Origin of the sequence: Pseudomonas sp. Pc102 (genome assembly GCF_018408275.1) — a bacterium.
Classification (GTDB): Bacteria; Pseudomonadota; Gammaproteobacteria; order Pseudomonadales; family Pseudomonadaceae; genus Metapseudomonas; species Metapseudomonas tohonis.
In genome coordinates, this window is the sequence record NZ_AP021905.1 from 5,539,779 (window position 1) to 5,566,343 (window position 26,565).

Genomic DNA, 26,565 nt, shown 5'->3' on the forward strand with positions numbered 1-26,565 from the left:
CAACGCAGTTGCCCCCTTCCATTCACCTGTCCCGCATGACTCCGATGAGCAGCCCTGCGGGCTGCCGGGCGAATGAATTCGCCCCTACCAGGCACGCCCTGTAGCCCGGGCTTCAGCCCGGGAAGATCCGATCACGCGGGCGTCAGGCACTCCGGCCCATCCAGCTTGGGGTCGTTGACCAGGGTGGCCAGCGCCCGTTCACGCAGGGGTGGCGAGGCAGCGGTGAGCATCGCGCGCAAGTCGTCGGGGGCCGTGTCGGCGGCCAGCCAGGCCTGCTGGCCGGCCTCGTCCAGCACCAGCGGCCGGCGCAGGTCGGCGGCGGGGCGGGTGATCATCGCCAGGCTGAGGTACTCGGCATCGCCCACCGGAAAGGGCTCCCAGAGCGCGGCGAAATGCACCAGCGAGGTCTCGCCGCTGACCCAGTAAGGCCGCTTGCGCACGCCACGCCATTCATAGAAGCCGTTGGCAGGGATCAGGCAGCGGCGCTGGCGGAAGGCATCGCGGAACATCGGCTGCTCGACCAGGGTTTCGGCGCGGGCGTGGGCGGGGGTCTTCGAAAGATCGGTGAGCCAGGCCGGGGTCAGGCCCCAGCGAGCCAGGTCCAGGCGGCGCTCGCCCGCCTGCTCGCGCAGCATCAGCACCCGTGCGCCGGGCGCCAGGTTCCAGTGCGGCTGCTGCTCGACGGGAAAGCCGGGCAGCGCGGCGAAAGCGGGCGACCAGCGAAACAGGGCGAAGCGTCCGGACATGGGGCGAGGGGCTCGGGCAGGTTCAGCACAGCAGGGTGCCGGGGTAGCTGTCGGGCTCGTCGCCCGGCACGGGTTGCGCGGCATTGTACGCGGCGATCAGCAGCCGTGCCCGGTCGGCGTCCTCGTCCTCCACCAGCAGGCCCAGCAGCCCCATCAGCGGCAGCTCGCCGATACCGCCCAGCAGGTGCCCGCCCGCCAGGTGGGCCTCGACGCCCTCGCTGGCGAGCATGCCCAGGAGCAGTTGCGCCTCGATCAGATCACCCGGCTCGTAGATGCGCTGCATCAGTCGTCCTCCCGGCGCACGTCCAGGCTCCAGTCCTCGCCATCGGTGGCCAGCGCGAAGACGATGGGCCGGCAGCACACCGGGCAATCCTCGATGTACTGCTGGTCGCCCGCGGAAAGGTCGAGGACCGCTTCCACCGGTTCGCCGCAACAGGGGCATTCATAGGCCTGGGTTTCCAGCATGCGAAACTCCCGTGTGACTTGGCTGTATAATCGCCGGTCTATTTCAGGCCCCGTGATTCGGGGCTCCACCCTTATCTCCAGCCGCAGCACAACAAGAGAACACGATGGGCGAATTCGAAGCCATCCGACCCTATGACGATGCCGAGGTGGCCGAGGTGCTCGCGCGCCTGTCCGCCGACCCGGCCTTTCTCGGCGCCCTCACCCGTTTTCGTTTCCCCCGCCTGGCAGGCCCGCTCGGCTGGCTGCTCAAGCCTGTTATAGCTCATCGCCTGCGCCGCGAGTTCCGTGGCATCGCCTCGGTCACCGCCCTGCAGGACAAGATCGAACCCTATGTCGACCGCACCATCGAGCGCGCCACCGACGGCGTGACCTACTCGGGCGTGGACAAGCTCACGCCCGGCAGCCCCTACCTGTTCGTCGCCAACCACCGCGACATCGTCATGGACCCGGCTTTCGTCAACTACGCCGTGTACCACGCCGGGGTGCCCACGCCGCGCATCGCCATCGGTGACAACCTGCTGCAGAAGCCCTTCGTCAGCGACCTCATGCGCCTGAACAAGAGCTTCATCGTGCACCGCAACCTGGCGGGCCGGCGTGAGAAGCTGGCGGCCTTCCAGCTGCTGTCCGCCTACATCAACCATTCGATCCGCGTGGACGGCCAGTCGATCTGGATCGCCCAGGCCGAGGGCCGCGCGAAGGACGGCGACGACCGCACCGATTCGGCGATCCTCAAGATGTTCCACATGAGCCGCAAGGATGAGCCCTTCGCTTCGGTGATCCACGACCTGCACGTGGTGCCGGTATCGATCAGCTACGAATACGACCCCTGCGACCTGGCCAAGGCTCGCGAGCTCTACATCCGCGCCACCACCGGCAGCTACGAGAAGGCGCCGGGCGAGGACGACACCAGCATCGCCCTGGGCATCACCGGCTACAAGGGCCGGGTACACATCGCCTTCAACGACGAGATCCGCGAGGAAATCGGCGACGCCAAGCTGCTGGCCGCGGAAATGGATCGCCGCATCCTCGGTGGCTACCGCCTGTTCCCCGTGCACTACCTCGCCTACGCCCTGTGGAGCGAGCGCGACCCGGCGCTGGCGGTGCCGAAACTGGAAAGCCTGTTCGGTGCCGAGGAGATCGTCGGCGCCCGCGCCCAATGGCAGAAGCGCCTCGATGCCTGCCCCGAGGAACAGCGCCCCTGGCTGGTGCTGCAGTACGCGACGCCCGTGCGCAACCAGTACCGCATCAAGGCCGGCCTGCCGCTCTGATCGTTCCGCGCAATGCAAAACGGCGACCCCAGGGTCGCCGTTTTCATGTGCATCGGGGCGCTGCCCGCGATGGCCTCAAAGCTGGGTGCTGGCCCAGGAAACGCCCAGCGCCACCGCCAGGCTGAAATAGCCGAAGGCATAGAAGAAGCGGTTGAGCCGCAGGGTGGACTCGTCCGGCATCAGCGCCGGCTGCGCCACGCCCTCCAGTTCGCTGTCGGCGGCCAGGCGGCCGGCGACACGCTGTTCGCGCAGGCGGGTGGCGACCAGCAGCCAGGCGCCGACCAGGGCGAAGAACAGCGCCAGGGCGTTGACCACCTGGTGGGGATGGGCGAGGTAGGCAGACCAGAGGTCCTGCAGGGACATCTTCAACTCCGAGCAGGCACGGCCTGCGAGGTGGAAATGCGGCCGCGCGGGGAGCGGGCCATCCGGATTCGGCGGCGAGTCTACCCGAGCCCCCCGCCTCCCTGCTGCGTTTCCGACGAATCGCGCGGGCAAGAAAAAGCCCGGCGCGAGGGCCGGGCTCCTTCACAGCGGGTAGCGCCTCACTGCGCCAGCATCTGCCCGATGGTCGGGTCCTTGAAGGCGCGGGTCAGGGCATCGCTGAGCACACCGGAAACCAGCTTGGTGTTGGTTTCCTGGTTCGGCGCGGTGCCGAACTGCTGGGCCAGCGACGCGCTGTAGCGGCCGCTGTAGCGACGGCTGGCATTCTGCACGTCGACGCGGAAGGTGGCACTGATGTCGGCCTTGGTCACGTAGACGCCTTCCTTGGGCGACTGATACTTCAGGTCGGCCAGGGTCAGGGTCAGCTGCGGGGCATTGAAGGCGTTGGGCGAAGGCGTGAAGCCCAGCAGGCGCACGGCGGCCTCGGCCTCGGTCTGCAGGCGCGGCAGGATGTCCTGGCCCTGGACGGTGATGTTGCTGGTGTCCGCATAGAGGCCGCCGCGGGTGCCGAGGATGGGCGAGGAACGGCCATCGGCGACACGGACCACCACCGGCTGGCCTTGGCCGACGGGGGTCAGCGGGCCGGTGAGTTTGGGTTGCGGGCTGAGTTGTTGCGGGCTGAGGGCACAGCCGACCAGGGTCAGGCTGAGGCCGGCCAGCAGGCCGAGCAACGCGCGATTCAGCATGCTTGTTTCTCCAGGTTGGACGCGGAAGGCCGGGAGTATAACCAGCCGGCACGCCTACTGACAGAGCGCTGGCAGTGGCCTGGAATCAGACCGCCGGGAAGCTTGCCGGGTTCCTGTAACGCCCTTGTCACGCGGGAGTGGGATAAAGCGGCGTACCCAAGGAGAAAGCCATGATGATGTTGCTCTGGTCCCTGTTCGCACCCCGCGCCAAGATCCGCTGCTTCGCCCTGCTCGACGACAAGGGTGCCTGCCGTGGCTTCCACCAGAGCGCCGAAGCCCCCGCCCGTGGCAACTGGGTCGAGGTCCGCGAGCCGCGCCTGTCCTGGATCGGCCAGCCCCTTCCGACCGCCGCCCCGCTCAAGCGGGTCGTCCGGCAGGCACGCGGAGCGCGAGCGTTGGCGGCCTGACCGATGGATGAATAAAAGTCACGTACAAACGCTCATTTCCCCCGATTTCTTCGCTACAATCGCCCCCCGATTATAAGGTCGTCTCCTGATCGGGCCTCGCAACACCGGCCGATGCACTCGCTCGGCACCCGCACAGCCCCACAGAGAGTCGTCCACTTTCGCGCTGCCATTGCTGGCCTGCCGCACCTTCCGCCCGAAGTGCAATTCTTTTGCATGGACGCAGCGCAACTCAGCGCTGATGGAAGCGGCCTGCCCCCGGTAGGCGATTCTTTTGAGGTTCACGTCTCCAAAAGAGCGTGAGATGACGGTTTTTCACTACTTCACGAGAGAGTGGCGAGCAAATGGCGCAAGACGATTACCAAGCAGTGGACGTGTTGCTGGTCGGGGCCGGCATCATGAGCGCCACACTGGCGGTCCTGCTGAAGGAACTCGATCCGGGCATCAAGCTGGAAATCGCGGAGCTCCGCGAATCCGGTGCCATCGAGAGCTCCAACCCCTGGAACAACGCGGGTACCGGCCACGCCGGCCTGTGCGAGCTGAACTACACCCCCCAGGCCGCCGATGGCTCCATCGACATCAAGAAAGCGGTCCTGATCAACACCCAGTTCGAAGTCTCCAAGCAGTTCTGGTCCTACCTGAGCGGCAAGCCAGGCTTCGGTTCGCCGCGTGACTTCATCAACTCCGTGCCGCACCTGTCCTTCGTGCGCGGCAAGGACATCCCCTTCCTCAAGACGCGCTTCGAGGCCATCACCAAGCACCACGCCTTTGCCCACATGGAGTACTCGGAAGACCGAGCCACCCTGGCCGAATGGATGCCGCTGATGATGCCCGGCCGCCCTGCGGACGAAGCGGTCGCCGCCACCCGCGCGGCCAATGGCACCGACGTCAACTTCGGCGCCCTGACCAACCAGCTGCTGCAGTACCTCGCCACCCAGGCCGATACCCGCGTCAGCTACTTCCAGAAGGTCACCGACCTCAAGCGCACCGACGAGGGCTGGAAGGTCAGCATCAAGAACACCCAGAGCGGCGCCAGCCGTGAAGTCTCCGCGCGCTTCGTGTTCCTCGGCGCCGGCGGCGGCGCGCTGCCGCTGCTGCAGTTGTCAGGCATCCCGGAAGGCAAGGGCTTCGGCGGCTTCCCGGTGAGCGGCCAGTGGCTGCGCTGCGACAACCCCGAAGTGGTCAAGCACCACCAGGCCAAGGTCTACAGCCAGGCCGAAGTGGGTGCCCCGCCGATGTCCGTGCCGCACCTGGACACCCGCGTGGTCGACGGCAAGAAGTCCCTGCTGTTCGGGCCCTACGCCGGCTTCACCACCAAGTTCCTCAAGCACGGCTCCTTCCTCGACCTGCCGCTGTCGGTCCGCCCGAGCAACCTCGGCCCGATGCTGGCCGTGGCGCGCGACAACATGGACCTGACCCGCTACCTGATCAAGGAAGTGATGCAGTCCCAGGAACAGCGCCTCGATGCCCTGCGCAAGTTCTACCCGGAGCTCGATCCGGCCGACTGGCGCCTGGAAGTGGCCGGCCAGCGCGTGCAGATCATCAAGAAGGACGCCAAGAAGGGCGGCATCCTGCAGTTCGGCACCGAGCTGGTGGCCGCCGAGGACGGCAGCATCGCCGCCCTGCTCGGCGCATCGCCGGGTGCCTCGGTGACCGTCTCGATCATGCTCAACCTGATCGAACGCTGCTTCGCCGAGCAGGCCCGCTCGGCCGAGTGGAGCGCCAAGCTGAAGGAGATCTTCCCCGCCCGCGAGAAGGAACTGGAAGCCGACGCCGAGCTCTACCACCGCGTCAGCCAGGAGTCGGACGCCCGCCTGGGCATCGCGACCGCCAAGCCGGCCGAAGCCAGCGCCGCCACCGCGGGCTAAGCTTCAGCGCCATGAAAGAACCGCCCCTCGGGGCGGTTTTTTCGTTCCGGGCCGGACCTCCAGGCCATGTGGGAGCGGTTTCAACCGCGAAGATCCGGGCATGGGCCTGATCGCGAATGAATTCGCTCCCACAACGCCGATCACCAGGCCAGCGGTGTTTCCTCGCCCTTCCAGAACAGCCAGCGCCGGCGCTCGTGGTGCTCACCGGTGCCGATCTGCCATTCGGGGCGGCCGGCGTCCAGGTCGATGATGGCGATGATCCCGGCGTAGCTGGAGGCCACCAGGGTGCGGCCATCGGCGGAGAGGTCGATGGCGCAGAGGGTCGAGCCGAGGAAGTGCTGCCAGACGGGGTTACCCGCCGCGTCGACGCAGCGCAGGTAGCCGTAGGCATCGCCGAGGATGAAGCGATCGCCCCACGAGGCGCCGGCGTAGACCCGTGCGCCCGCCTCCACCAGCGTCACCCCGTCCACCTCCTCGTAGTGGTCCGAATCCACTCCGGGCGCGCGGGCCAGGTCCACGGCGATGGTGCCGCCGTTGTAGAAATGACAGGCGTTGAAGGCGACGCTGCGGCCATCGCCGCTGAACAGCGCGAAGTGCGGGTACTCGCCATGGGGGCCGATGGCCGCGACCGGCTGCAGGTCGGCATCGAACAGGTGGTGACGCCCGTCCTGGGCGCCCACCGCGATCCACCGGCCATCCGCCGACACCGCGCCGTGCTCCATGCTCAGCCCCGTGGAATAGGGCGGGTCGTAGTCGGTGGCCTCGGCGTATTCCCGGAGCGATGCGTTGTCCGGGTACAGGCGGCGCGCGCCTTCCGGTTCCAGCACGAAGATGCCGGAGCCGCTCACCAGCAGCACCCGGCGGCCGTCCGGGAAGGGCTGCAGTCGCGTGGGGCGCGGCGTCTCGGCAAAGGCTTCCAGCTCCACGCCCTCGGGCGCGTCCTCATCGCCTCGCGGCCAGGGGCATCGCAGCACCACCGGGCCGTCCCAGCCGTCACGCACTTCCACACCCGCCTCCCGCGCCAGCGCGTAGAAACGGCGGTTGGGGCAGGCACCGAAGAAGGCCAGGCCCGGTACATCCTCGACCCGATCACCGACGATGCGCACCACCCGCCCCGGCTCCCAAATGGCGCCGATGCGCGCGACGATGGAGCCATCATCGAGCAGCGCCAGCAGGGGGATCGCCTGGCCCTTCTCGTCGAGCACCTCGTGCAGCGGCGCATGGGCCGGCGGCCAGGTCGCCTGCAGCCCGTCCAGGCGGCCGCTGCGGTTGGCCTCGCGCAGCGCCTCCAGCAGCGCCGGGACCAGCTTCTCGCGCCCGGCGGAGCTGGGCTCATCACCCGCGTTGTCCCAGCCTTCGCGCAGGCCCTTCTCGACATAGGCATTGATCGCGCGAGCATAGGCGATGGTCTGCCGCTGCCAGCGTTGCGATGCGTCTTCCTTGCTCATGTGCACCTCCTCGTGCGTGCGCTGGGTCACTGTTTTCGCCAGGCCCAGAAAAGCAGAAACCCGCTCGAAGGCGGGTTCCTGTGGATGGGTTCTTGCCGGATCAGCCCCGGGCGGCCTGGACCGCCTCGATGTAGGGCTCGGCCAGGCGCTGGTCCTTGATCAGGGCGATGAAGTCGTTGCCCTGGGCGTCCTTGGCCGCGAGGTCGTAGCCGGCCTCGAGGAAGAACTGCAGGAAACGTTCGAAGTCGTCGATGCGCAGGCCGCGGTAGGCCTTGACCAGCTTGTGCAGGGACGGCGGCGTGTCGTCGGCCGGCTCCACCTCGAGGAACAGCTTGATCGAGTCCTCGGTGATTTCTTCGCCGATCACCTGCTTCTTGTCTTTGCGCATCGCTCACTACTCTCTGGCCGGAACACACGGGGCCCGAAGTTTACCCCCGCAGGCCGACGCGGCTCAACGCAGGCGTACGGGCCCCTGGTGGAGATCGGCCCAGACATGGCCATTGGGGTAGGCGGCGAACTGGCAGAACACCGCACCGTTGCGCAGCAGGTCGAGCACCGCGCGGTACTGGGACTGTGGATAGTGCAGCGTCAGCTTGCGGAAGGCCTCGTCGTAGGTCGCCTTCTTCAGGCTCTTGCCGTCGACCTCGAAATAGATTTGCACGTCGACCGCCTCCGAGCCCTTGCCGACCGTCTTGCCTACGGGCGTGGCGCGCAGCTGGATCAGCATCGGCGTGGTGATCGGGATCGGCTGCTGGTTGGACTGGCGCTGGTTGCCCAGGGTGACGCGGTAGCTGGCCACCTTCAGCAGCAGCACCTGTTCGGGCTGCTCCTGGCGCAGGCCCTGCTCGTCCGGTGGCAGGAACTCGGCGTGCAATTGCGTGGCGGCGCCCTTGGGGGCCTCGCCCAGGGCGGCGGCCAGGGGCAGGTTGGCGGCGAGCAGGAGGACGGCGGCGAAACGGCTACGGCGAGGCATCGGCAACTCCCGGTACGAACGAGCGCAGCACTCTAGCACGGGCTCCCGGCCCGTAGTCATTGGACTCAGGTCAAGGTGCCTGGCGCCGTGCAGCCCTTATACTCGGTGCCTTCCGCCGAGGAGCCCGCCATGTCATTGCCCCTGCCGCCCTTGTTCGCCGCCCTGCGCCAGAGTCTGCGCAGCGGTTATTCCTGGAGATCCCTGCGCAACGACCTCGGCGCCGGGCTGACGGTGGGCATAGTCGCCATCCCGCTGGCCATGGCCCTGGCCATCGCCGTTGGGGTCGCCCCGCAGCACGGCCTCTACACGGTGCTGGTGGCCGCCCCGCTGATCGCCCTCACCGGCGGCTCGCGCTTCAACGTCTCCGGCCCCACCGCCGCCTTCGTGGTCATCCTCCTGCCGATCACCCAGCAGTTCGGCCTCGGTGGCCTGCTGCTGTGCACCATGATGGCCGGGACGATCCTCATCGCCATGGGCCTGGCGCGCTTCGGCCGGTTGATCCAGTTCATCCCCTACCCGGTGACCCTGGGCTTCACCGCCGGCATCGGCATCGTCATCGCCACCCTGCAGGTCAAGGACCTGCTGGGCCTGCAGCTGGCGCACCCGCCGCAGAACTACGTCGAGCAGATCGGCCTGCTGGCCCGGGCGCTGCCCGGTGCGCACCTGGGCGATGCGCTGGTGGCCCTGGCCTGCCTCGGCGTCCTGCTGCTGTGGCCGCGCCTGGTACCCAAGGTGCCGGGGCACCTGGTAGCCCTGGCGGTCGGCGCCCTGCTGGGCCTCGCCCTCGAACGCATGGGCCTGCCGGTGGCCACCCTGGGCGAACGCTTCACCTACGAACTGGACGGCGTGGTGCACCCGGGCATCCCGCCGTTGCTGCCGAGCTTCGCCTGGCCCTGGCAACTGCCGGGGGCCAGCGGCGCGCCGCTGGTGCTGTCCTTCGAACTGGTGCGCCAGCTGCTCGCGCCGGCCTTCGCCATCGCCATGCTCGGCGCCATCGAATCGCTGCTCTGCGCCGTGGTTTCCGACGGCATGGCCGGCACCCGCCACGACCCCAACGCCGAGCTGCTGGGCCAGGGCCTGGGCAACCTGGTCGCCCCGCTGTTCGGAGGCATCACCGCCACCGCCGCCATCGCCCGCAGCGCCGCCAACGTGCGCGCTGGTGCCGTCTCGCCCATCGCGTCGGTGATCCACGCCGGCGTGGTGCTGCTGGCGATGCTCCTGCTCGCGCCGCTGTTCAGCTACCTGCCGATGGCCGCCCTGGCGGCGTTGCTGCTGATGGTGGCGTGGAACATGAGCGAGGCACGCCACGTCGCCCACACGCTGCGCATCGCACCGCGCAACGACGTACTGGTGCTGCTCACCTGCCTGGTGCTGACGGTGCTGTTCGACATGGTGCTGGCGGTGGGCGTCGGCCTGCTGCTGGCCGCTGGGCTGTTCATCAAGCGCATGAGCGACCTGACCGATGCCCTGCCGCTGCCGCCGCGCTTCCACCAGGCGCTGGACGGCCTGCCGGAACAGGTGATGCCCTACGTGATCCGCGGCCCGCTGTTCTTCGGCGTGGCAGAGAAGGCATTGAGCGTGCTGCGCCGGCTCAATCCGCAGGTGAAGGTGGTGATCGTCGAGATCAGCGCGGTGCCGCTGCTGGACATGACCGCCCTGGCGGCCATCGAGAACCTGTTGGCCGACTACCACAGGCAGGGGATCGGCCTGGTCCTGGTGGGCACCACCTCGCGGGTGCGGCTGAAGCTGCGCCGCGCCGGTATCCTCCGCGAGGAAGGGCGCCTGGCCTATGTGCGCGACCTGGAGCAGGCGCGCGCCAAGGCCCTGCGCTGGCTGGAGCCTCAGTCGAACTGAGCGCGCATCCAGGCCAGGTAGTCGGGGGCGGCGGGCTCGCCTTCGCGTGGCGCCCAGGGCGCGAACTCAGCCTCGACGAGCGCGCGATAGGGGCCGGCCTTGCATTCGAAGAGCAGGCTGTCGGCCTCCAGCACCACCAGGGCGTGGAACTGCCCGGGCGGGAGATCGACACCGACGCATTCGCCGCCGGCGACCAGTTCACGGGTCGCCTCCAGGGCGCCGTCGTCGGCGAACAGCAGCAGGCCCAGGCGGCCCTTGAGTACCAGCAGGGTCTCGGCCTTGTCGGCAGAAAGATGGCGATGGGGCGCGATATAGGTGCCGGGCTGCAGCCCCACAGCCATTCGGTGGCAGGGCTCCTCCATCGCGTGGAAGTTGTGGTGCAGCCGCTGGCGCGGGCTGGCCGCGGCCCCTGCGGCCAGTTCGGTGAACAGAGACTGGTCGAGGAAGCGCGCGGCCACGGGCTCAGAGTCCCTTGACGGCGAAGATGCCGGCGGCGTTGCGCCAGTAGCCCTTGTAGTCCATGCCGTAGCCGAAGATGTAGCGGTCCACGCAGGGCAGGCCCACGTAGTCGGCCTTAAGGTCCGGGCGGGCCTTGCGGTCGTGGGTCTTGTCGATCAGCACGGCGGTGTGCACGTGGGCGGCGCCGGCGTGCTTGCAGAAGTCGATGATGGCGGCGAGGGTGTGCCCTTCGTCGAGGATGTCGTCGATGATCAGCACGTCGCGGTCGATGAAGGAGATCTCCGGCTTGGCCTTCCAGAACAGCTCGCCGCCGCTGGTTTCGTTGCGGTAGCGAGTGGCGTGCAGGTAGGACAGCTCCAGCGGGAAGTTCAGCTTCGGCAGCAGCTTGCCGGCGAAGATCAGGCCGCCGTTCATCACGCAGAAGACCACGGGGTTGCGCTCGGCCAGCTCGCCATTGATGGCGCCGGCGATCTGGTCGATGGCGGTTTCGACCTGGGCATCGGTGTACAGGCAGTCGGCTTCGGCCATTACCTGGCGGATGTGGGCGAGATCTGCGGGCATGGCTTTTCCTCTGTTTTTGAGCGGCGTTGGCCCTGGCTTCCCGCGGGAAGTTGATCGGGGCGTCAAGATAAAAGTCGGCAAAGGTACTCATCCGCCTGTCCGGGAGCAAGTCCCGCCGGACGAGTGTCGAGGATAGTTTGTCGCAGCCCCGCAGGCCTCGTCACGCAACGCCCTGAAGGTCGCGCGACCGGCCAGTCAGTCACGACATGGCACGGGCAATGCTTTAATCTAACGCAATTTTTTTGCCAGCCCGCCGGAGTAACACCCCATGCCTATCCGAGAGATCCGCCACCCGCTGATCCGCCACAAAATCGGCCTGATGCGCCGCGCCGACATCAGCACGAAGAACTTCCGCGAACTGGCCCAGGAAGTGGGCGCCCTGCTCACCTATGAAGCGACCAACGACCTGCCCCTGGAAAACTACGAGATCCAGGGCTGGGCGGGCCCGGTGCAGGTCGAGAAGATCGCCGGCAAGAAAATCACCGTGGTGCCCATCCTGCGTGCCGGCATCGGCATGCTCGACGGCGTGCTCAGCCTGATCCCCGGCGCCAAGGTCAGCGCGGTGGGCGTGGCCCGCAACGAGGAGACGCTCGAGGCGCACACCTACCTTGAGAAGCTGGCCCCCGAGATCGACGAGCGCCTGGCGCTGATCATCGACCCGATGCTGGCCACCGGCGGTTCCCTGGTCGCCACCATCGATCTGCTCAAGCGCGCCGGCTGCAAGGAAATCCGCGCCATGGTGCTGGTGGCGGCACCCGAAGGCATCAAGGTGGTCAACGACGCCCACCCCGACGTGATGATCTTCACCGCCTCGATCGACGAGAAGCTCAACGAACACGGCTACATCATCCCGGGCCTGGGCGATGCCGGTGACAAGATCTTCGGCACCAAGCAGAAGGACACCTGATCCATGAGCGACGACTACAACGATCCGCTCTGGCGCCAGGTGCTGTCCGGCGCGCAGATGCTCTTCGTGGCCTTCGGCGCCCTGGTGCTGATGCCGCTGATCACCGGCCTGGACCCGAACGTGGCGCTGTTCACCGCCGGTGTCGGCACCCTGCTGTTCCAGCTGGTGACCGGGCGCCAGGTGCCGGTTTTCCTGGCGTCGAGCTTCGCCTTCATCACCCCCATCATCCTCGCCAAGGGCCAGTTCGGCCTGGCGGCGACCATGGGCGGCGTGGTGGCGGCGGGCTTCGTCTACACCTTCCTGGGCCTCGCGGTGAAGATCAAAGGCACCGGCTTCATCGACCGCCTGCTGCCCCCGGTGGTGATCGGCCCGGTGATCATCTCCATCGGCCTGGCCATGGCCCCCATCGCCGCCAACATGGCCATGGGCAAGGCCGGTGACGGCACCGAGCTGATCCCCTACGCCACCGCCATGTGGATCTCCATGCCCGCGCTGCTGACCACCCTAGTGGTGGCGGTGTTCGGCAAGGGCATCTTCCGCCTGGTGCCGATCATCTCCGGCGTGCTGGTGGGCTTCGCCCTGTCGTTATGGTTCGGCGTGGTCGACACCGCCCGGATCGTCGCCGCCCCCTGGCTGGAACTGCCGGCCTTCACCGCCCCCGAGTTCAACTGGCAGGCCATCCTGTTCATCGTCCCCGTGGCCCTGGCTCCGGCCATCGAGCACATCGGCGGCGTGATCGCAGTGGGCAGCGTCACCGGCAAGAACTACCTGAAGACCCCGGGCCTGCACCGCACCCTCTTGGGCGACGGCCTGGCCACCTCGGCCGCCGGCCTGTTCGGCGGCCCGCCCAACACCACCTACGCCGAAGTCACGGGCGCGGTGATGCTGACCAAGAACTACAACCCGAAGATCATGACCTGGGCGGCGGTGTTCGCCATCGGCCTGGCCTTCATCGGCAAGTTCGGCGCCATCCTGCAGAGCATCCCGGTACCGGTGATGGGCGGCATCCTCTGCCTGCTGTTCGGCTCCATCGCCGCCGTGGGCATGAACACCATGATCCGCCACAAGGTCGACCTGGCCGAGGCGCGCAACCTGGTGATCGTCTCGGTGACCCTGGTGTTCGGCATCGGCGGCGTACTGATCGGCACCGGTACCGGCCCGGACGACTTCGGCCTCAAGGGCATCGCCCTGTGCGCCATCGTCGCCATCGCCCTCAACCTGATCCTGCCGGGCCACGACGCCTGGAAGCACAAGGCCGCGGACGACGCGCCGGACATCTAGAGTCCTGCCCCAATGAAAAGCCCCGCGATCGCGGGGCTTTTTGTTGGAGCCGATCAGGCATCCACCAGCTTGGCGCCCGTCACCGGGCTCGGCGCCGCCCAGAGCTTCAGGCGCTCGACGCTCTCGCGGTACGGCTTGAGGCCCATCCACAGCAGCACCACCGAACTGAACACCGCCAGCGAGGTGACGATCAGCAGCGAATAGCGCAGGGCCTTGTCGTCGGCGAACACGTAGTCGGTGACCAGCGCCACGGCGGTGGGGCCGAGGCCCAGGCCGATCAGGGTGATGACGAACAGGTAGATGGCCGAGGCCTGGCCGCGCATGGAGTTGGGCATGATTTCCTGGATCGCCGCCGGCGCCACGCCGAAGGGCATGCTGAGGAAGAACACGGTCGGCGCCATCAGCACGGTCACCCAGTTGGCGTTGTCCAGCAACGGGAACACCAGCACCAGCGGCAGCGCGCCGAGAGCGGCGATGAGCCCGACCCGCATATTGGCGTCGCAGCGCCCGCGCTTGGCCATGCGGTCCGCCAGGCGACCGCCGAAGACGATGCCGAGGCAACCGAACACCGCGACGATGCTGCCGTAGACCACGCCCACATGGCCGGCATCCCAGCCGTAGGTGCGGATGAAGAAGGTGGGGATCCACGCCGCGCTGCCGTAGCCGGCGAAGGCCAGCCCGGCGAAGCCGAAGTTGTGGCAGAGCACGGTGCGGCGGTTGGCGCGGATGTAGCGCCCCACTTCCGCGAAGGGCACCGCGACACCGGCCCCGACGCCGCGCCGGGCCGGCTCGCGCACCGCCAGCATGAGCAGGGTGAAGAGCACGCCGGCACCGCCGAGGATGAGGAAGATCAGCTGCCAGGGGCGCACGTCGCCCAGCAGCGGCAGGTGCACGTCGCCCTGGGCCGAGGCGAACTTGATCACCAGCCCGCCCAGCAGGAAGGCCAGTCCGGAGCCGAGGTAGACGCCCATGGAATAGACGCTGATGGCGGTGGCGCGGCGCTCCTGGGGGAAGCTGTCGGCGATCAGCGAATAGGCCGCCGGCGACAGCGCCGCCTCGCCCACCCCCACGCCGATGCGGCAGACGAGGAACTGCCAGTACAGCTTGGCCATGCCGCAGGCGGCGGTGGCGGCACTCCAGAACAGCACGCCGATGGCGATCAGCCCGCGGCGGCTGCGGGTATCGGCCAGGCGCCCGAGGGGGATGCCGCAGACGGTGTAGAACAGCGCGAAGGACAGGCCCATCAACAGGCTCATCTGCGTGTCGCTGATGACCAGGTCGCGGCGGATGGGCTCCACCAGCAGGTTGAGGATCTGCCGATCGATGAATGACAGCACGTAGGCCACCATCAGGATGGCGACGGTGGTCCAGGCTCGCAGGCCCGAGGGATAGCCATTGTTGTTGTTCTGCATGGGCTCTCCTCGGCGCCGCCGGTGCGGCGCACGACGGTGGAAGGAGCGCCCAGCTTAGGTGCAGACGAGCTGGGGCAGCGGCCTTATAGGCCAGGCGAATGCCCGGGCTATCCCCGGGCTGATGCTCAGAGCAGGCGCTGGGCCTTGCCGGAAAGGCTGGCCAGGGCCTGGGCCCATTGCGGGTGGTCGTTCATGCAGGGCACCAGCACCAGGTCCTCGCCGCCAGCGGCGATGAACTGCTCGCGCCCGCGATCGCCGATCTCCTCCAGGGTCTCGATGCAGTCGGCGACGAAGGCCGGGCACATCACCAGCAGTTTCTTCACCCCTTGGGCCGCCAGTTCGTCGAGGCGGGTTTCGGTGTAGGGCTCGATCCACTTGGCGCGCCCCAGGCGCGACTGGAAGGACACCGACCACTGCCCCGGCTGCAACCCCAGGCGCGCGGCGAAGCCTTCGCTGGTGCGGTAGCACTGGGCGCGGTAGCAGCGGGCGAGCACCTGGCCCTCGGCACGCTGGCAGCAATCCGCGCCCTTCAGGCAGTGGCTGCCACTGGTGTCGGCCTTGTGCAGGTGACGCTCGGGCAGCCCGTGGTAGCTCATCAAGAGGTGATCGAAGCCCTGCTCCAGGTGCGGGCGAGCGCTGGCCGCCAGGGCATCGAGGTACTCGGGCTGGTCGTAGAAGGGGTCGAGCACCTGCACCTGGAGCTTGAGGCCATGGGCGGCGATGACCCGGCGCGTCTCCTGTTCGACGGTGGTGGTGGTGCTGTCGGCGAACTGCGGGTAGAGCGGTGCCAGCGTCACGCGCCTGACGCCCTGGCGCACCAGCTCCAGCAGGGTGTTTTCGAGGGAGGGCTCGCCGTAGCGCATCGCCAGGGCCACCGGCCCATGGGGCCAGAACGGCCGGGTTGCCTCTTGCAGGCGGCGGCTGAGGGCAACCAGCGGCGAGCCTTCGGGCCACCAGATGGAGGCGTAGGCATGGGCCGACTGCGCCGGGCGCTTGATCAGGATCAGCGAGACCAGCAGGCGGCGCAGCGGCCAGGGCAGGTCGATGACGTAGGGATCCATGAGGAACTGGTTGAGGTAGCGACGCACGTCCTCCACCGAGGTGGACGATGGCGAACCCAGGTTGGCGAGCAGCAGCGCGTGATCAGTCATGCAACGTCCTTAGGCCTCAGCACATCGGCGAGCGCCGTATCCAGATCGGTAAAACGAAAGGTGAATCCCGCCTCCAGCAAACGCGTCGGCAAGGCGCGCTGGCCACCCAGCAGGAGGATCGACATCTCCCCCAGCAACAGGCGCAGGGCGAAAGCCGGGGCCGGCAGAAAGGCCGGCCGACCGAGCGCGCGGCCCAGGCTGCGGGTGAAGTCACGATTACGCGCGGGGTGCGGAGCGCACGCATTATAGGGACCGCTGGCCCCCTCCTGATGCAAAAGAAAATCCATCGCGGCGATTTGATCCTGCAGGTGGATCCACGGCATCCACTGGCGACCGCTGCCCAGGCGCCCGCCCAGGCCGAGGCGGAAGGCCCGGAGCATGTCCCGCAGGAAGCCATCGTGCTCGGCGAGCACCAGGCCGGTGCGCAGCAGCACCACACGGATGCCCAATGCCTCGGCACGTTGCGCGGTTTCCTCCCAGGCGATGCACAGGGCGCTGGCGAAATCGCCGTTGCCGGGAGCCGAATCCTCGCGCACCTCGCGCTCGCCGGCATCGCCATACCAGCCCACCGCCGAGCCGGACAACAGCAGCGCCGGGCGTTGCTCGCGGGTCTCGAGCCAGGCCAGCAGGCGCTCGGTGAAGGCGACCCGGCTGTCGAGGATCTTCGCCTTGCGGGCGCGGGTCCAGAGCCCTCCGGCCACCGGCTCGCCGGCCATGTTGACCAGGGCGTCCAACGGGCCGTCGCCATAGTCATGGACACTGCCGATGGCCCGCACCGCGGGCCCGCAGAGCCCGGCCACCCGCTGCGGCGTGCGGCTGAGCACGGTGACCTGGTGGCCCTGCCCGCTCCACAGCCGGCAGAGCTCGCGACCGATCAGGCCAGTACCGCCGGTCAGCAATATGTGCATGGCATCCTCCTCGCATGGTGCTAAGTGGAGATATCGCCCTAGTCTGAATCAAGACAGGGCACGGGTTGAGTCCGCCATGGTCACACCTTTATGAGCGGCACTCGAATTGGAACCGATAGCCCTGTACAACGCAACAAAAGTGTATAGGTTTATCGAACACCTGATCAGCAGTCGCCACAGCACAAGGTAAAGAGGTAACCATGAGCACTCCCATCGCCATCATCGGAACCGGCCTCGCGGGCCTTTCCGCCGCCCAGGCGCTGCATGCCGCCGGGCACGCCGTGCAGCTCTTCGACAAGAGCCGCGGCAGTGGCGGTCGTATGGCCAGCAAGCGCAGCGACGCCGGTTCGCTCGACCTCGGCGCGCAGTATTTCACCGCCCGCGACCGCCGCTTCACCGAAGTCGTCCAGCAATGGCGCGACCGCGGCTGGGTCGCCGAATGGACGCCCACCCTGTACAACTTCCGCAACGGCGGCCTGACGCCCTCGCCGGACGAGCAGGTGCGCTGGGTCGGCACGCCGCGCATGAGCGCCATCACCCGCGCCCTGCTCGGCGCCTTGCCGGTCAACTTCGCCTGCCGCATCACCGAGGTCTTCCGTGGCGAGCAGCACTGGGGCCTGCAGGATGCCGAGGGGCAGAGCCACGGGCCCTTCAGCCACGTCATCATCGCCACTCCCGCGCCCCAGGCCACGGCCCTGCTGGCAGCGGCCCCCAAGCTCGCCGGCGCCGCCGCCAGCGTCGCCATGGAGCCCACCTGGGCCGTCGCGCTGGCCTTCGAGCGGCCGCTGGATACCCCGGTTGAAGGCTGCTTCGTCCAGGACAGCCCGCTGGACTGGCTGGCCCGCAACCGCACCAAGCCCGGCCGCGAGACCACTCTCGACACCTGGGTGCTGCACGCCAGCAGCACGTGGAGCAAGCAGCACCTGGACCTGCCCAAGGAGGCGGTGATCGAGGAGCTGCATGGCGCGTTCGCCGAACTCATCGGCTGCGCAGTGCCGGCCCCCGTGTTCAGCCTGGCCCACCGCTGGCTCTATGCACGGCCGGCCCAGGGCCACGAATGGGGCGCACTGGCCGATGCCGACCTGGGCCTCTATGCCTGTGGCGACTGGTGCAGTTCCGGCCGTGTCGAAGGTGCCTGGCTGAGCGGGCAGGAAGCGGCCCGGCGCCTGATCGAACATCTCGGTAGGTAGCAGCACGCGCCAGGCCGACCGCCTGCGGAGCCTGGCGCACATCCCCCTTCCCAGCCCCTCCCCCGGCCATAGCTGGCTCCGATCCCTCACAAAAAACCTGTACAAGACATTTGACTTGTACAACCACATGCCTAAGATGGAATTACCTGTACAGAAATATCGTTTTGTACAAGAAAAAATCCGAGGCCATTCTCATGTCACAGGACGCCCCTGCACACCCCAAGCCCAGGCTCGGTATCAGCGCCTGCCTGCTCGGCGAGCCGGTGCGCTTCAATGGCGGCCATAAGGAGTCCCGCCTGTGCAGCCGCATCCTGGCCCGCTATTTCGACTTCGTGCCGGTCTGCCCGGAGGTCGCCATCGGCCTGGGCACCCCGCGCGAGGCCATTCGTCTGGTGGGCGATCCGACGATGCCGCGCGCCGTCAACCGCGACGGCTCCCGTGACCTGAGCGAGCCGCTGACCGCCTACGGTGAACGCATGGCCGGGGAACTGGACGACCTGTGCGGCTACATCTTCATGCAGAAGTCCCCCTCCTGCGGGCTGCACCGCGTGAAGGTGTACCAGGCCAATGGCATCCCCGCCGAGGAAGGCGGGCGCGGCCTGTTCACCGATGCGTTCTGCAAGCGCCACCCGGAGCTGCCGGTGGAAGAGGAAGGCCGCCTCTGCGACCCGGTGCTGCGGGAGAACTTCCTCACTCGCGTATTCGCCTGCGCGCGCTGGCGGGCACTCTGCGCCAGCGGCCTGACCCGTCGCGGCATCCTCGAATTCCATGCCCGCTACAAGTACCAGCTGATGGCCCACGACCCGCAGCAGTACCGCGCCCTCGGCCGCCTGCTGGGCGATATCGGCAAGCACGCGCCGGAGGAATTCGGCCCGCCCTACTTCCGCCAGCTCATGGCTGCCCTGGCCCGCTGCGCCACCCGGGGCACCCACAGCAACGTGCTGCAGCACATCAGCGGCTACCTGAAGGGCAGCCTGGGCCGGGACGAGAAGGCCGAGATGCAGCGCCTGATTGAGCAGTACCGCAACGGCATCGTGCCGCTGGTGGTGCCGCTGACCCTGCTCAAGCATCACTTCGCCCGCCATCCGGATCCCTACATCGCGCAGCAGGCCTACCTGCAGCCGCACCCCGAAGACCTCAGCCTGCGCAACGCCATCTAGCCATGGACGAACACGAAGACACCCCACTCGACGGCGATTTCCAGGAAGCCCTGGCCCGCGGCCTGCTGCCCATCCGCGACGTATCGCGACTCACCGGCGTCAACCCGGTGACCCTGCGCGCCTGGGAGCGCCGCTACGGCCTGGTGCTGCCCCAGCGCACCGCCAAGGGCCACCGCCTCTATGCGCCCGAGCACGTGGCGCGCATCCGCGCGGTGCTCACCTGGCTCGACCGCGGCGTCCCCGTGGGCCAGGTGAAAGGCCTGCTGCGTGGTGGCCAGCATGCCGCCCTGGCCCCCTCGTCACTGTGGGACGAGCAGCGCCACCAGCTGCTGGAAGCCATCGCCGCCCTGGCCGAACGGCGCCTCGACGAACGCTTCAACGCAGCGCTGTCGATCTACCCGCCGCTCACCCTCTGCCTGCAGTTGCTGCTGCCCTTGCTCGAGACGCTGGAAGAGCGCTGGCGCGATGCCTACGGCGCGCGCCTGGAGCGGGTGTTCTTCAACGCCTGGCTGCGCAGCAAGCTGGGGGCCCGCATCTACCACAACAACCGCCAGCATGGCGGTGCCCCGCTGCTGCTGCTGAACCCCTGCGAACACCCCATGGCGCCCGGCCTGTGGCTGAGCGCCTGGCTGGCGAGCAACGCCGGTTGCGCCGTGGAGGTACTGGAATGGCCGATACCACCGGCCGAGCTGCCCCTGGCCATCGCCCGCATCGAACCCCGCGCCCTGCTGCTCTATGCCGAGCAGGCCCTGAACGGCACGAGCCTGGCACGCCTGCTGGCCGACCCCGGTTGCCCGCTGGTGCTGGCCGGGCCCGCCGTGCACATCCATCAGCGCGAGCTGGAGGAGCTGGCCAGCCAGGGCATCCGCCCCCATCTCGCCGACGACCCGGTCGCGGCCCTGCAAACCCTGACCAGCCTCGGACTGCTGGGCAGGCATGAGGATCTTCCATGCGCCAATTGATGTGGTTCCGTTGCGACCTTCGCGTCCAGGACAACACCGCCTTGTCCGCCGCGATGGCAGCCGGGCCGACCCTCGCTCTCTACCTGATCACGCCCGGGCAGTGGCTGGAACACGACGACGCCCCCGCCAAGGTGGACTTCTGGTTGCGCAACCTCGTCGCGCTCCAGGCCGAGCTGGCACGCCTCAACGTGCCGTTGCTGGTGCGCCACGCCGAGCACTGGGACCAGGCCGCGGAAGCCGTCGCCCGCCTCTGTCATGAACACCAGGTCGGCGCCGTCCACGTCAACGAGGAGTACGGCATCCACGAGAGCGCCCGCGACGCCGCGGTGAAGGCCCGGCTGCAGGCGGACGACGTGCGCCTGCGCAGCCACCTCGACCAGCTGCTGTTCAAGCCCGGCAGCGTGCTGACCAAGAGCGACGGCTACTTCCAGGTCTTCAGCCAGTTCCGCAAGGTCTGCTATGCACGGCTGCACGCCGCCCTGCCCGCCTGTGCGCCGGCGCCCGCCGTGCAGGCCCCGCTGGAGATCAAGAGCGACGCTATCCCCGCATCGGTCCAGGGCTTCGCCACCCCGGCCACCCCACTGCAGGCACTCTGGCCGGCCGGCGAGGCACATGCCCTCCAGCGCCTCGAAGCCTTCGCCGACCAGCAGATCGAGCACTACCAGGACGAACGTGACTTCCCCGCCCGCCCCGGCACCAGCCAGCTGTCGCCCTACCTCGCCGCAGGCGTGGTGTCGCCGCGCCAATGCCTGCATGCCGCGCTGCGCAGCAGCCAGGGCGAGTTCGACTCGGGCAACGCCGGCGCCGTCACCTGGATCAACGAGCTGCTCTGGCGCGAGTTCTACAAGCACATCCTGGTGGGCTACCCGCGCGTCAGCCGGCATCGTGCCTTCCGCCCCGAAACCGAGGCGCTGCGCTGGCGCGACGCGCCGGAGGAGCTGCACGCCTGGCAGCAGGGGCGTACCGGCATCCCCATCGTCGACGCGGCGATGCGCCAGTTGCTCGCCACCGGCTGGATGCACAACCGCCTGCGCATGGTGGTGGCCATGTTCCTCACCAAGAACCTGCTGATCGACTGGCGCGAGGGCGAGCGCTGGTTCATGCGCCACCTGATCGACGGCGACCTGGCCGCCAACAATGGCGGCTGGCAGTGGAGCGCCTCCACCGGCACCGACGCGGCGCCCTACTTCCGCATCTTCAACCCGGTCAGCCAGTCCCAGCGCTTCGACCCGCAAGGCGTGTTCATCCGCCAATGGGTGCCGGAGCTGGCCGGCCTGGACGCCAGGGACATCCACGACCCGGCCGCCCGTGGCGGGCTGTTCCTGCCGGCAGGTTATCCACAGCCCATGGTCGACCTCTCCTCCAGCCGCGACCGTGCCATCGCCGCCTTCCGCAACCTGCCCAAGGTGGCCGCATGAGCACCTTCCTGCACCGCTTCGCCGAGGACTTCGCCCGCCTGGATCGCGACAACCTCGCGCTGCTCGACACGCTGTACAGCGAGGACGCGCAGTTCACCGACCCGCTGCACCATGTCGAAGGCCTGCCCGCCATCCGCCAGTACTTCGCCGGGCTCTACGAGAACGTCAGCGACCTGAGTTTCCGCTTCCATGGCCACGACCCGGTCGGCGAGGGCGAGGGCTACCTGCGCTGGACCATGACCTACCGCCACCCGCGCCTGGACGGAGGTCGCCCAATCACGGTCGAGGGCTGCTCGCACCTGCGCTGGGGCGAACGGGTGCATTATCACCGCGACTACTTCGATGCCGGCGCGCTGCTCTACGAGCATGTGCCGCTGCTGCGCGGAGCCATCGCACTGCTCAAGAGGCGACTGGGATGAACGGGACCCGACGCATCTGGCTGACCGGCGCCAGCAGCGGCATCGGCGCCGAGCTGGCCGAACTGCTGCTGCGCGATGGCCATCGGCTCGCCCTCAGCGCGCGTCGCAGCGGCCCGCTCGAAGCGCTACGGCAACGCTTTCCCGAGCAGGTGCTGCTGGTGCCGGGCGACCTGACCGACGCCGCCCAGGTCACCGCCATGGGCGAGCGCATCGCCCAGCACTGGGGCGCGCTGGACAGCGCCATCCTCAACGCCGGCACCTGCGAATACCTGGAAGCCGGGCAGTTCGACGCCGACCTGGTCGAGCGCGTGGTAGCGGCCAACCTGCTCGCTCCGGCACGTTGCATCGAGGCCGCCCTGCCGCTGCTGCGCAAGGGCCAGCGGCCGCATCTGGTCGGCGTGGTCAGCGCAGTCACCCACTTCGCCCTGCCTCGTGCCGAAGCCTATGGCGCCTCCAAGGCCGGCCTGCGCTATCTGCTGGAATCGCTGCGCGTGGACCTGGCCCATGAAGGCCTCGACGTCACCCTGGTCAGCCCCGGCTTCGTCGACACGCCACTGACCCAGCGCAACGACTTCCCCATGCCCATGCGCTGGTCGACGCAACGCGCCGCGCACCACATCGTCCGGCGGCTCGAGCAGCGGCCGCTGGAAATCGCCTTCCCGGGCCCCTTCATCCTCGCCCTGCGCCTGCTCGCCCGGCTGCCGGCGCGGATGCGCCTGGCCCTGGGCCGACGCCTGGCCCGTAACGGAGCTCCCCAATGAAAGTCGCCATCATCGGCAGCGGCATTTCCGGCCTCACCTGCGCCTGGTTGCTGGCCCGCCAGCACGACATCCAGCTGTTCGAAGCCAGCGACTGGATCGGCGGCCACACCCACACGGTGGACGTGCACCTGCACGGGCGTGACTACGCCGTGGACACCGGCTTCATCGTCTTCAACGACTGGACCTACCCCAACTTCATCCGCCTGATGGAGCGCCTGGGCGTGGCCAGCCAACCCACCGAGATGAGCTTCTCGGTGCACGACCCGGCCAGCGGCCTGGAGTACAACGGCAACAACCTCAACAGCCTCTTCGCCCAGCGGCGCAACCTGCTCTCGCCGGGCTTCTGGGGCATGCTGCGGGAGATCCTGCGCTTCAACCACGACGCCCAGGCGGACCTCGACGCGGGCCGCATCAACCCCGCCATCACCCTCGGCGACTACCTGCGCCTGGGCGGTTATGGCGAGCGCTTCCGCGATCACTACCTGGTGCCGATGGGTGCGGCGATCTGGTCCATGCCGCTGGAAGACATGCTGGCCTTCCCGCTGCAGTTCTTCGTGCGCTTCTTCAAGAACCACGGCCTGCTCTCGGTCAACGACCGCCCGCAATGGCGGGTCATCAGCGGGGGCTCGCGCAGCTACGTGGCGCCACTGACGGCCAGCTTCGCCGACCGCATCCGCCTGTCCTGCCCGGTGACCTGGGTCGAGCGCGACGCCGAGGGCGTGACCCTGCACAGCGCCGCCGGCAGCGAGCGCTTCGACAAGGTGGTATTCGCCTGCCACAGCGACCAGGCAGTGGCCCTGCTGGCCCAGCCGAGCGCAACCGAGGCCGAGGTGCTGGGCGCCCTGCCCTACGCCGACAACGAGGTGGTGCTGCACACCGACACGCGCCTGCTGCCGCGCCGGCCACTGGCCTGGGCCAGCTGGAACTACCGCCTGGGCGGCCCCCGCCAGCGCCCGGCGGCCGTGACCTACAACATGAACATCCTCCAGGGCATCCAGGCGCCGGAGACCTTCTGCGTCAGCCTCAACCAGGGCGAGGCCATCGACCCCGCGCGCGTCCTCGCCCGCTTCAGCTACGCCCATCCGCAGTTCAGCCTCGAGGGCGTCCGCGCCCAGGCGCGCTGGGAGGAGATCAACGCCAAGCAGCACAGCTACTTCTGCGGTGCCTACTGGGGCAACGGCTTCCACGAGGATGGCGTGGTCAGCGCCCTGCGCGTGGCCCGCGAGTTCGGGGAGTCCCTGTGAACAGCGCCCTCTACAGCGGCTGGGTCAGGCACCGGCGGCACACGCCCCGGGCCCACGCCTTCCGCTACCGCATCGGCCTGCTGTACCTGGACCTGGACGAGCAGGAACAGGTGCTCGGCCTCTCTCCGCTCGCCGGACCGGGGCGCTTCGCGCCCTTCGCCTTTCGCGAGCGCGACTTCCTGCCGCAGTTCACCCGCACCGGCATGCGCCTCGCCGAGGCCGTGCGCCAGCGGGTCGGCGAGGCCCTGGGGCGGCGCCCCGAAGGCGCCATCCGCCTGCTGGCCCAGGCGCGCAGTTGGGGGCTGGCCTTCAACCCGGCGGCCTTCTTCTACTGCCATGACGCCGAGGGGCGGCTGATGGCGATCCTCTGCGAGGTCACCAATACGCCCTGGCGCGAGCGTTACCACTACGTGGTGCCGGCGGAGGGCGAGGGGCACCAGCGGGTGCGGGTCGACAAGGCCTTCCATGTCTCGCCCTTCCTGCCCCGCGAGCTGGAGTACCGCATGGCCTTCAGCCCGGTGGGCCAGCGCCTGGCGGTGCACATGGAGGACTGGCAGGGCGACACCAGGCTGTTCGATGCGACCCTCGACCTGGAACGCTGCGAGCTCGACCGCGCCAGCCTGCACCGCTACCTCGCGACTTTTCCCTGGATGACGGCCAAGACCGTCCTGGGCATCTACTGGCAGGCCCTGCGCCTGCTGATCAAACGCCTGCCACTGTTCTCCCACCAGGCGGCGGACGGCGCCTACCGCGTCGCCACCATGCATTCGAAGGAGCGTATCCATGAAGAGCCCTAGCCTCGGCGCCAAGCCGGGCCTGTTCAGCAATACCGGCCTGGCCGGCGGTCTGTTGCGCCGACTGGTAATGGCCCAGCTGGAGCGTCTGCGCCATGGCCAGCTGACGATCCTGGAAGACGGCGAGGAGCGGGTCTACGGCGACACCCAGGCCGAACTCCGGGCGCGTATCGAGGTGCAGGACCCGGCTGTCTGGCCGCTGGTGGCGAGCAATGGCTCCATCGGCTCGGGCGAGGCGTACATCCATGGCTACTGGACGACGCCGGATCTCACCGCAGTGATCCGCGTGTTCGTCGCCAACCTCGACGTACTCGACAGCATGGAGCGCGGCCTCGCGTCGCTGGGGCGACCGCTGGTGCAGGGCCTGCACTGGCTCAACCGCAACACCCGGGCCGGCTCACGGCGCAATATCGCCGCCCACTACGACCTGGGCAACGACCTGTTCGAGCAGATGCTCGACCCGACCATGATGTATTCCGCCGCGCAGTTCGCCAGCCCCGATCAGGGCCTGGAGCAGGCCCAGCTGAACAAGCTCGCGCGCATCTGCCGCAAGCTCGAACTCAAGCCCGACGACCACCTGCTGGAGATCGGCACCGGCTGGGGCAGCATGGCGCTCTACGCCGCCACCCACCATGGCTGCCGGGTGACCACCACCACGCTGTCCCGCGAGCAGTACGAATACACTCGCCGGCGCATCGAGGAACAGGGCCTGCAGTCGCGGGTCACCGTACTGCTGCAGGACTACCGCGACCTCGACGGGCGCTTCGACAAGCTGGTCTCGATCGAGATGGTCGAAGCCGTGGGCCATCGCTTCCTGCCCACCTACTTCAGCCAGTGCGCGCGCCTGCTGGAAGACGACGGGCTGATGCTGCTGCAGGCCATCACCATGCGCGACCAGCGCTACGAGCAGGCCCGGCGCAGCGTCGACTTCATCCAGCGCTACATCTTCCCCGGCGGCGCCCTGCCCTCGGTGCAGAAGATGCTGGAGGTGATCACCCGCGACAGCGACATGAACCTGCTGCACATGGAGGACTTCGGCCTGCACTACGCGCGCACCCTGCGCCACTGGCACGACAACCTGCGCGTGGCGCGGGGCCGCCTGGAACAGCTGGGCTACGACGAGACCTTCTACCGGCTCTGGGAGTTCTACCTGTGCTACTGCGAGGGCGGCTTCCTGGAGCGCGCCATCGGCACCGCCCAGTTGCTGCTCGCCAAGCCCGGCGCCCGTCCCTCGCCGCTGCTCGGCCAATTGGATGCCTAGGCGCCTGGCCAATGCGGTGCTGTTCCAGGTGGGCTGGTTCGCCTGCCTGTTCGCTGCCGACCAGCCGCTCCTGCTGCTGGTGGCGCCGGCGCTCCTGGTGCTGCATTTCCTCTGTATAGGCAGCTGGGCTGCGGACGGCCGCTTGGTAATCGCGGTGGCGTTGCTCGGCAGCCTGCTGGACTGCCTGCTGCTCAACCTGGGGCTCTTCGACTTCGGCCATGGCGGGCGCCTGATCCCGCCCTGGCTGGCGCTGCTCTGGGCGCTGCTGGGCACCACGCTGAACCACTGCCTGGCCTGGACCGCGCGCCCCTGGTGGCTCGCCGCCCTGCTGGGCGCCATCGCCGGGCCCTTGTCGTACCTGGCCGGCGCTCGCCTGGCGGGGGTCGGCCTGCCGTTCGGCACCCTGCCCAGCCTGCTGGCGCTGGCCCTGATCTGGGCGGCGCTGCTGCCGTTGTTGCACCGCCTGGCGTGGCGACTGGGGCGACCCGCGCCGGGCAACTGATCGGTCCGGCCCCCATGGCGGA

The 26,565-nt window shown here is 68.4% G+C and carries 29 protein-coding genes; 16 read left to right on the top strand and 13 right to left on the bottom strand.

The window, feature by feature from the left end:
* Positions 1-131: 131 nt before the first annotated feature.
* Genes PHLH3_RS25325 through PHLH3_RS25335 form a run of 3 tightly spaced genes read right to left on the bottom strand, consistent with a single transcriptional unit; the run spans position 132 to position 1,211 of the window.
* On the bottom strand, positions 132-746 hold the full coding sequence (locus tag PHLH3_RS25325) for an SOS response-associated peptidase (RefSeq protein ID WP_213626239.1): 615 nt from the start codon (positions 744-746) through the stop codon (positions 132-134).
* Positions 747-768: 22 nt separating this feature from the next.
* The gene (locus PHLH3_RS25330) at positions 769-1,029 is read right to left on the bottom strand and encodes a DUF2007 domain-containing protein (protein ID WP_213626240.1); all 261 of its coding nucleotides are present in this window, start codon (positions 1,027-1,029) and stop codon (positions 769-771) included.
* The gene (locus tag PHLH3_RS25335) at positions 1,029-1,211 is read right to left on the bottom strand and encodes a CPXCG motif-containing cysteine-rich protein (protein WP_213626241.1); all 183 of its coding nucleotides are present in this window, start codon (positions 1,209-1,211) and stop codon (positions 1,029-1,031) included. The genes PHLH3_RS25330 and PHLH3_RS25335 overlap by 1 nt, the downstream gene beginning before the upstream one ends.
* Positions 1,212-1,315: 104 nt before the next feature.
* Here PHLH3_RS25335 and PHLH3_RS25340 point away from each other — a divergent pair, with 104 nt between their 5' ends.
* The gene (locus PHLH3_RS25340; protein ID WP_213626242.1) at positions 1,316-2,479 is read left to right on the top strand and encodes a 1-acyl-sn-glycerol-3-phosphate acyltransferase; all 1,164 of its coding nucleotides are present in this window, start codon (positions 1,316-1,318) and stop codon (positions 2,477-2,479) included.
* Positions 2,480-2,554: 75 nt separating this feature from the next.
* Here PHLH3_RS25340 and PHLH3_RS25345 read toward each other — a convergent pair whose 3' ends face one another.
* Positions 2,555-2,842: a hypothetical protein gene (locus PHLH3_RS25345; protein WP_173172593.1), complete on the bottom strand. Its 288-nt coding sequence runs from the start codon at positions 2,840-2,842 to the stop codon at positions 2,555-2,557.
* A gap of 179 nt (positions 2,843-3,021) precedes the next feature.
* Positions 3,022-3,606, bottom strand: a complete 585-nt coding sequence (locus PHLH3_RS25350; protein ID WP_111260961.1) for a YajG family lipoprotein — start codon at positions 3,604-3,606, stop codon at positions 3,022-3,024.
* Between the two features lie 170 nt (positions 3,607-3,776).
* Here PHLH3_RS25350 and PHLH3_RS25355 point away from each other — a divergent pair, with 170 nt between their 5' ends.
* Positions 3,777-4,013 (top strand): hypothetical protein, encoded by a 237-nt coding sequence (locus PHLH3_RS25355; RefSeq protein ID WP_244862938.1) that lies wholly within the window; start codon positions 3,777-3,779, stop codon positions 4,011-4,013.
* A gap of 341 nt (positions 4,014-4,354) precedes the next feature.
* Positions 4,355-5,878 (top strand): malate dehydrogenase (quinone), encoded by a 1,524-nt coding sequence (gene mqo, locus PHLH3_RS25360; protein ID WP_213626243.1) that lies wholly within the window; start codon positions 4,355-4,357, stop codon positions 5,876-5,878.
* Between the two features lie 140 nt (positions 5,879-6,018).
* On the opposite strand, the gene PHLH3_RS25365 is transcribed toward mqo, so the two are convergent.
* The 3 genes from PHLH3_RS25365 to PHLH3_RS25375 all read right to left on the bottom strand — a co-directional run bounded on the left by PHLH3_RS25365 (position 6,019) and on the right by PHLH3_RS25375 (position 8,299).
* A complete protein-coding gene (locus tag PHLH3_RS25365; RefSeq protein ID WP_213626244.1) occupies positions 6,019-7,326 on the bottom strand; it encodes a WD40 repeat domain-containing protein in 1,308 nt (435 codons plus the stop codon).
* Positions 7,327-7,426: 100 nt separating this feature from the next.
* Entirely contained in the window at positions 7,427-7,714 is a 288-nt protein-coding gene (locus tag PHLH3_RS25370; RefSeq protein ID WP_111260964.1) for a PA4642 family protein, read from the bottom strand.
* Positions 7,715-7,777: 63 nt separating this feature from the next.
* Positions 7,778-8,299 carry a hypothetical protein gene (locus tag PHLH3_RS25375; RefSeq protein WP_213626245.1) on the bottom strand — a complete coding sequence of 174 codons (522 nt, stop codon included), beginning with the start codon at positions 8,297-8,299 and terminating at the stop codon, positions 7,778-7,780.
* A gap of 129 nt (positions 8,300-8,428) precedes the next feature.
* Between PHLH3_RS25375 and dauA the strand changes: the two genes are divergently transcribed.
* The gene (dauA, locus tag PHLH3_RS25380) at positions 8,429-10,153 is read left to right on the top strand and encodes a C4-dicarboxylic acid transporter DauA (protein WP_213626246.1); all 1,725 of its coding nucleotides are present in this window, start codon (positions 8,429-8,431) and stop codon (positions 10,151-10,153) included.
* Here dauA and PHLH3_RS25385 read toward each other — a convergent pair.
* Complete coding sequence (locus tag PHLH3_RS25385; RefSeq protein WP_213626247.1) at positions 10,141-10,611, bottom strand: WbuC family cupin fold metalloprotein; 471 nt, start codon at positions 10,609-10,611, stop codon at positions 10,141-10,143. The genes dauA and PHLH3_RS25385 overlap by 13 nt on opposite strands.
* Positions 10,612-10,615: 4 nt before the next feature.
* Positions 10,616-11,173 carry a hypoxanthine-guanine phosphoribosyltransferase gene (locus PHLH3_RS25390; RefSeq protein ID WP_213626248.1) on the bottom strand — a complete coding sequence of 186 codons (558 nt, stop codon included), beginning with the start codon at positions 11,171-11,173 and terminating at the stop codon, positions 10,616-10,618.
* 268 nt (positions 11,174-11,441) lie between these two features.
* Between PHLH3_RS25390 and upp the strand changes: the two genes are divergently transcribed.
* On the top strand, positions 11,442-12,080 hold the full coding sequence (gene upp / locus PHLH3_RS25395; protein WP_213626249.1) for a uracil phosphoribosyltransferase: 639 nt from the start codon (positions 11,442-11,444) through the stop codon (positions 12,078-12,080).
* Positions 12,081-12,083: 3 nt separating this feature from the next.
* The gene (locus tag PHLH3_RS25400; RefSeq protein WP_213626250.1) at positions 12,084-13,361 is read left to right on the top strand and encodes a uracil-xanthine permease family protein; all 1,278 of its coding nucleotides are present in this window, start codon (positions 12,084-12,086) and stop codon (positions 13,359-13,361) included.
* A gap of 53 nt (positions 13,362-13,414) precedes the next feature.
* Here the strand turns inward: PHLH3_RS25400 and PHLH3_RS25405 are convergent, their stop codons facing one another.
* The 3 genes from PHLH3_RS25405 to PHLH3_RS25415 form a co-directional block, all read right to left on the bottom strand.
* On the bottom strand, positions 13,415-14,773 hold the full coding sequence (locus tag PHLH3_RS25405) for an MFS transporter (protein ID WP_213626251.1): 1,359 nt from the start codon (positions 14,771-14,773) through the stop codon (positions 13,415-13,417).
* 125 nt (positions 14,774-14,898) lie between these two features.
* Positions 14,899-15,924: a ferrochelatase gene (gene hemH, locus PHLH3_RS25410; RefSeq protein WP_213626252.1), complete on the bottom strand. Its 1,026-nt coding sequence runs from the start codon at positions 15,922-15,924 to the stop codon at positions 14,899-14,901.
* Positions 15,921-16,832 (bottom strand): TIGR01777 family oxidoreductase, encoded by a 912-nt coding sequence (locus tag PHLH3_RS25415; RefSeq protein ID WP_213626253.1) that lies wholly within the window; start codon positions 16,830-16,832, stop codon positions 15,921-15,923. Before PHLH3_RS25415 ends, hemH begins: the two co-directional genes overlap by 4 nt.
* A 200-nt stretch (positions 16,833-17,032) precedes the next feature.
* Here PHLH3_RS25415 and PHLH3_RS25420 point away from each other — a divergent pair, with 200 nt between their 5' ends.
* The 10 genes from PHLH3_RS25420 (at position 17,033) to PHLH3_RS25465 (ending at position 26,543) form a co-directional block, all read left to right on the top strand.
* Entirely contained in the window at positions 17,033-18,022 is a 990-nt protein-coding gene (locus tag PHLH3_RS25420; protein ID WP_213626254.1) for an NAD(P)/FAD-dependent oxidoreductase, read from the top strand.
* 194 nt (positions 18,023-18,216) lie between these two features.
* Positions 18,217-19,182, top strand: a complete 966-nt coding sequence (locus PHLH3_RS25425; RefSeq protein ID WP_213626255.1) for a 2-thiouracil desulfurase family protein — start codon at positions 18,217-18,219, stop codon at positions 19,180-19,182.
* A gap of 2 nt (positions 19,183-19,184) precedes the next feature.
* Positions 19,185-20,144 (top strand): MerR family transcriptional regulator, encoded by a 960-nt coding sequence (locus tag PHLH3_RS25430; protein WP_213626256.1) that lies wholly within the window; start codon positions 19,185-19,187, stop codon positions 20,142-20,144.
* Complete coding sequence (phrB, locus tag PHLH3_RS25435; protein WP_213626257.1) at positions 20,132-21,562, top strand: deoxyribodipyrimidine photo-lyase; 1,431 nt, start codon at positions 20,132-20,134, stop codon at positions 21,560-21,562. The genes PHLH3_RS25430 and phrB overlap by 13 nt, the downstream gene beginning before the upstream one ends.
* Positions 21,559-21,981, top strand: a complete 423-nt coding sequence (locus PHLH3_RS25440) for a nuclear transport factor 2 family protein (RefSeq protein ID WP_213626258.1) — start codon at positions 21,559-21,561, stop codon at positions 21,979-21,981. Before phrB ends, PHLH3_RS25440 begins: the two co-directional genes overlap by 4 nt.
* Positions 21,978-22,742 carry an SDR family NAD(P)-dependent oxidoreductase gene (locus PHLH3_RS25445; RefSeq protein ID WP_213626259.1) on the top strand — a complete coding sequence of 255 codons (765 nt, stop codon included), beginning with the start codon at positions 21,978-21,980 and terminating at the stop codon, positions 22,740-22,742. Before PHLH3_RS25440 ends, PHLH3_RS25445 begins: the two co-directional genes overlap by 4 nt.
* The gene (locus PHLH3_RS25450) at positions 22,739-23,986 is read left to right on the top strand and encodes an FAD-dependent oxidoreductase (protein WP_213626260.1); all 1,248 of its coding nucleotides are present in this window, start codon (positions 22,739-22,741) and stop codon (positions 23,984-23,986) included. The genes PHLH3_RS25445 and PHLH3_RS25450 overlap by 4 nt, the downstream gene beginning before the upstream one ends.
* Positions 23,983-24,783: a DUF1365 domain-containing protein gene (locus PHLH3_RS25455; protein ID WP_213626261.1), complete on the top strand. Its 801-nt coding sequence runs from the start codon at positions 23,983-23,985 to the stop codon at positions 24,781-24,783. The genes PHLH3_RS25450 and PHLH3_RS25455 overlap by 4 nt, the downstream gene beginning before the upstream one ends.
* A complete protein-coding gene (locus PHLH3_RS25460) occupies positions 24,770-26,041 on the top strand; it encodes a cyclopropane-fatty-acyl-phospholipid synthase family protein (protein ID WP_213626262.1) in 1,272 nt (423 codons plus the stop codon). The genes PHLH3_RS25455 and PHLH3_RS25460 overlap by 14 nt, the downstream gene beginning before the upstream one ends.
* Entirely contained in the window at positions 26,034-26,543 is a 510-nt protein-coding gene (locus PHLH3_RS25465; RefSeq protein ID WP_213626263.1) for a DUF2878 domain-containing protein, read from the top strand. Before PHLH3_RS25460 ends, PHLH3_RS25465 begins: the two co-directional genes overlap by 8 nt.
* Positions 26,544-26,565: the final 22 nt, after the last annotated feature.

Bases quoted from the DNA above. Each gene is read 5' to 3' on its own strand.
- PHLH3_RS25325 (WP_213626239.1), bottom strand. From the start codon at position 746: ATGTCCGGACGCTTCGCCCTGTTTCGCTGGTCGCCCGCTTTCGCCGCG.
- PHLH3_RS25330 (WP_213626240.1), bottom strand. From the start codon at position 1,029: ATGCAGCGCATCTACGAGCCGGGTGATCTGATCGAGGCGCAACTGCTC.
- PHLH3_RS25335 (WP_213626241.1), bottom strand. From the start codon at position 1,211: ATGCTGGAAACCCAGGCCTATGAATGCCCCTGTTGCGGCGAACCGGTG.
- PHLH3_RS25340 (WP_213626242.1), top strand. From the start codon at position 1,316: ATGGGCGAATTCGAAGCCATCCGACCCTATGACGATGCCGAGGTGGCC.
- PHLH3_RS25345 (WP_173172593.1), bottom strand. From the start codon at position 2,842: ATGTCCCTGCAGGACCTCTGGTCTGCCTACCTCGCCCATCCCCACCAG.
- PHLH3_RS25350 (WP_111260961.1), bottom strand. From the start codon at position 3,606: ATGCTGAATCGCGCGTTGCTCGGCCTGCTGGCCGGCCTCAGCCTGACC.
- PHLH3_RS25355 (WP_244862938.1), top strand. From the start codon at position 3,777: ATGATGATGTTGCTCTGGTCCCTGTTCGCACCCCGCGCCAAGATCCGC.
- mqo (WP_213626243.1), top strand. From the start codon at position 4,355: ATGGCGCAAGACGATTACCAAGCAGTGGACGTGTTGCTGGTCGGGGCC.
- PHLH3_RS25365 (WP_213626244.1), bottom strand. From the start codon at position 7,326: ATGAGCAAGGAAGACGCATCGCAACGCTGGCAGCGGCAGACCATCGCC.
- PHLH3_RS25370 (WP_111260964.1), bottom strand. From the start codon at position 7,714: ATGCGCAAAGACAAGAAGCAGGTGATCGGCGAAGAAATCACCGAGGAC.
- PHLH3_RS25375 (WP_213626245.1), bottom strand. From the start codon at position 8,299: ATGCCTCGCCGTAGCCGTTTCGCCGCCGTCCTCCTGCTCGCCGCCAAC.
- dauA (WP_213626246.1), top strand. From the start codon at position 8,429: ATGTCATTGCCCCTGCCGCCCTTGTTCGCCGCCCTGCGCCAGAGTCTG.
- PHLH3_RS25390 (WP_213626248.1), bottom strand. From the start codon at position 11,173: ATGCCCGCAGATCTCGCCCACATCCGCCAGGTAATGGCCGAAGCCGAC.
- upp (WP_213626249.1), top strand. From the start codon at position 11,442: ATGCCTATCCGAGAGATCCGCCACCCGCTGATCCGCCACAAAATCGGC.
- PHLH3_RS25400 (WP_213626250.1), top strand. From the start codon at position 12,084: ATGAGCGACGACTACAACGATCCGCTCTGGCGCCAGGTGCTGTCCGGC.
- PHLH3_RS25405 (WP_213626251.1), bottom strand. From the start codon at position 14,773: ATGCAGAACAACAACAATGGCTATCCCTCGGGCCTGCGAGCCTGGACC.
- hemH (WP_213626252.1), bottom strand. From the start codon at position 15,924: ATGACTGATCACGCGCTGCTGCTCGCCAACCTGGGTTCGCCATCGTCC.
- PHLH3_RS25415 (WP_213626253.1), bottom strand. From the start codon at position 16,832: ATGCACATATTGCTGACCGGCGGTACTGGCCTGATCGGTCGCGAGCTC.
- PHLH3_RS25420 (WP_213626254.1), top strand. From the start codon at position 17,033: ATGAGCACTCCCATCGCCATCATCGGAACCGGCCTCGCGGGCCTTTCC.
- PHLH3_RS25425 (WP_213626255.1), top strand. From the start codon at position 18,217: ATGTCACAGGACGCCCCTGCACACCCCAAGCCCAGGCTCGGTATCAGC.
- PHLH3_RS25430 (WP_213626256.1), top strand. From the start codon at position 19,185: ATGGACGAACACGAAGACACCCCACTCGACGGCGATTTCCAGGAAGCC.
- phrB (WP_213626257.1), top strand. From the start codon at position 20,132: ATGCGCCAATTGATGTGGTTCCGTTGCGACCTTCGCGTCCAGGACAAC.
- PHLH3_RS25440 (WP_213626258.1), top strand. From the start codon at position 21,559: ATGAGCACCTTCCTGCACCGCTTCGCCGAGGACTTCGCCCGCCTGGAT.
- PHLH3_RS25445 (WP_213626259.1), top strand. From the start codon at position 21,978: ATGAACGGGACCCGACGCATCTGGCTGACCGGCGCCAGCAGCGGCATC.
- PHLH3_RS25450 (WP_213626260.1), top strand. From the start codon at position 22,739: ATGAAAGTCGCCATCATCGGCAGCGGCATTTCCGGCCTCACCTGCGCC.
- PHLH3_RS25460 (WP_213626262.1), top strand. From the start codon at position 24,770: ATGAAGAGCCCTAGCCTCGGCGCCAAGCCGGGCCTGTTCAGCAATACC.
- PHLH3_RS25465 (WP_213626263.1), top strand. From the start codon at position 26,034: ATGCCTAGGCGCCTGGCCAATGCGGTGCTGTTCCAGGTGGGCTGGTTC.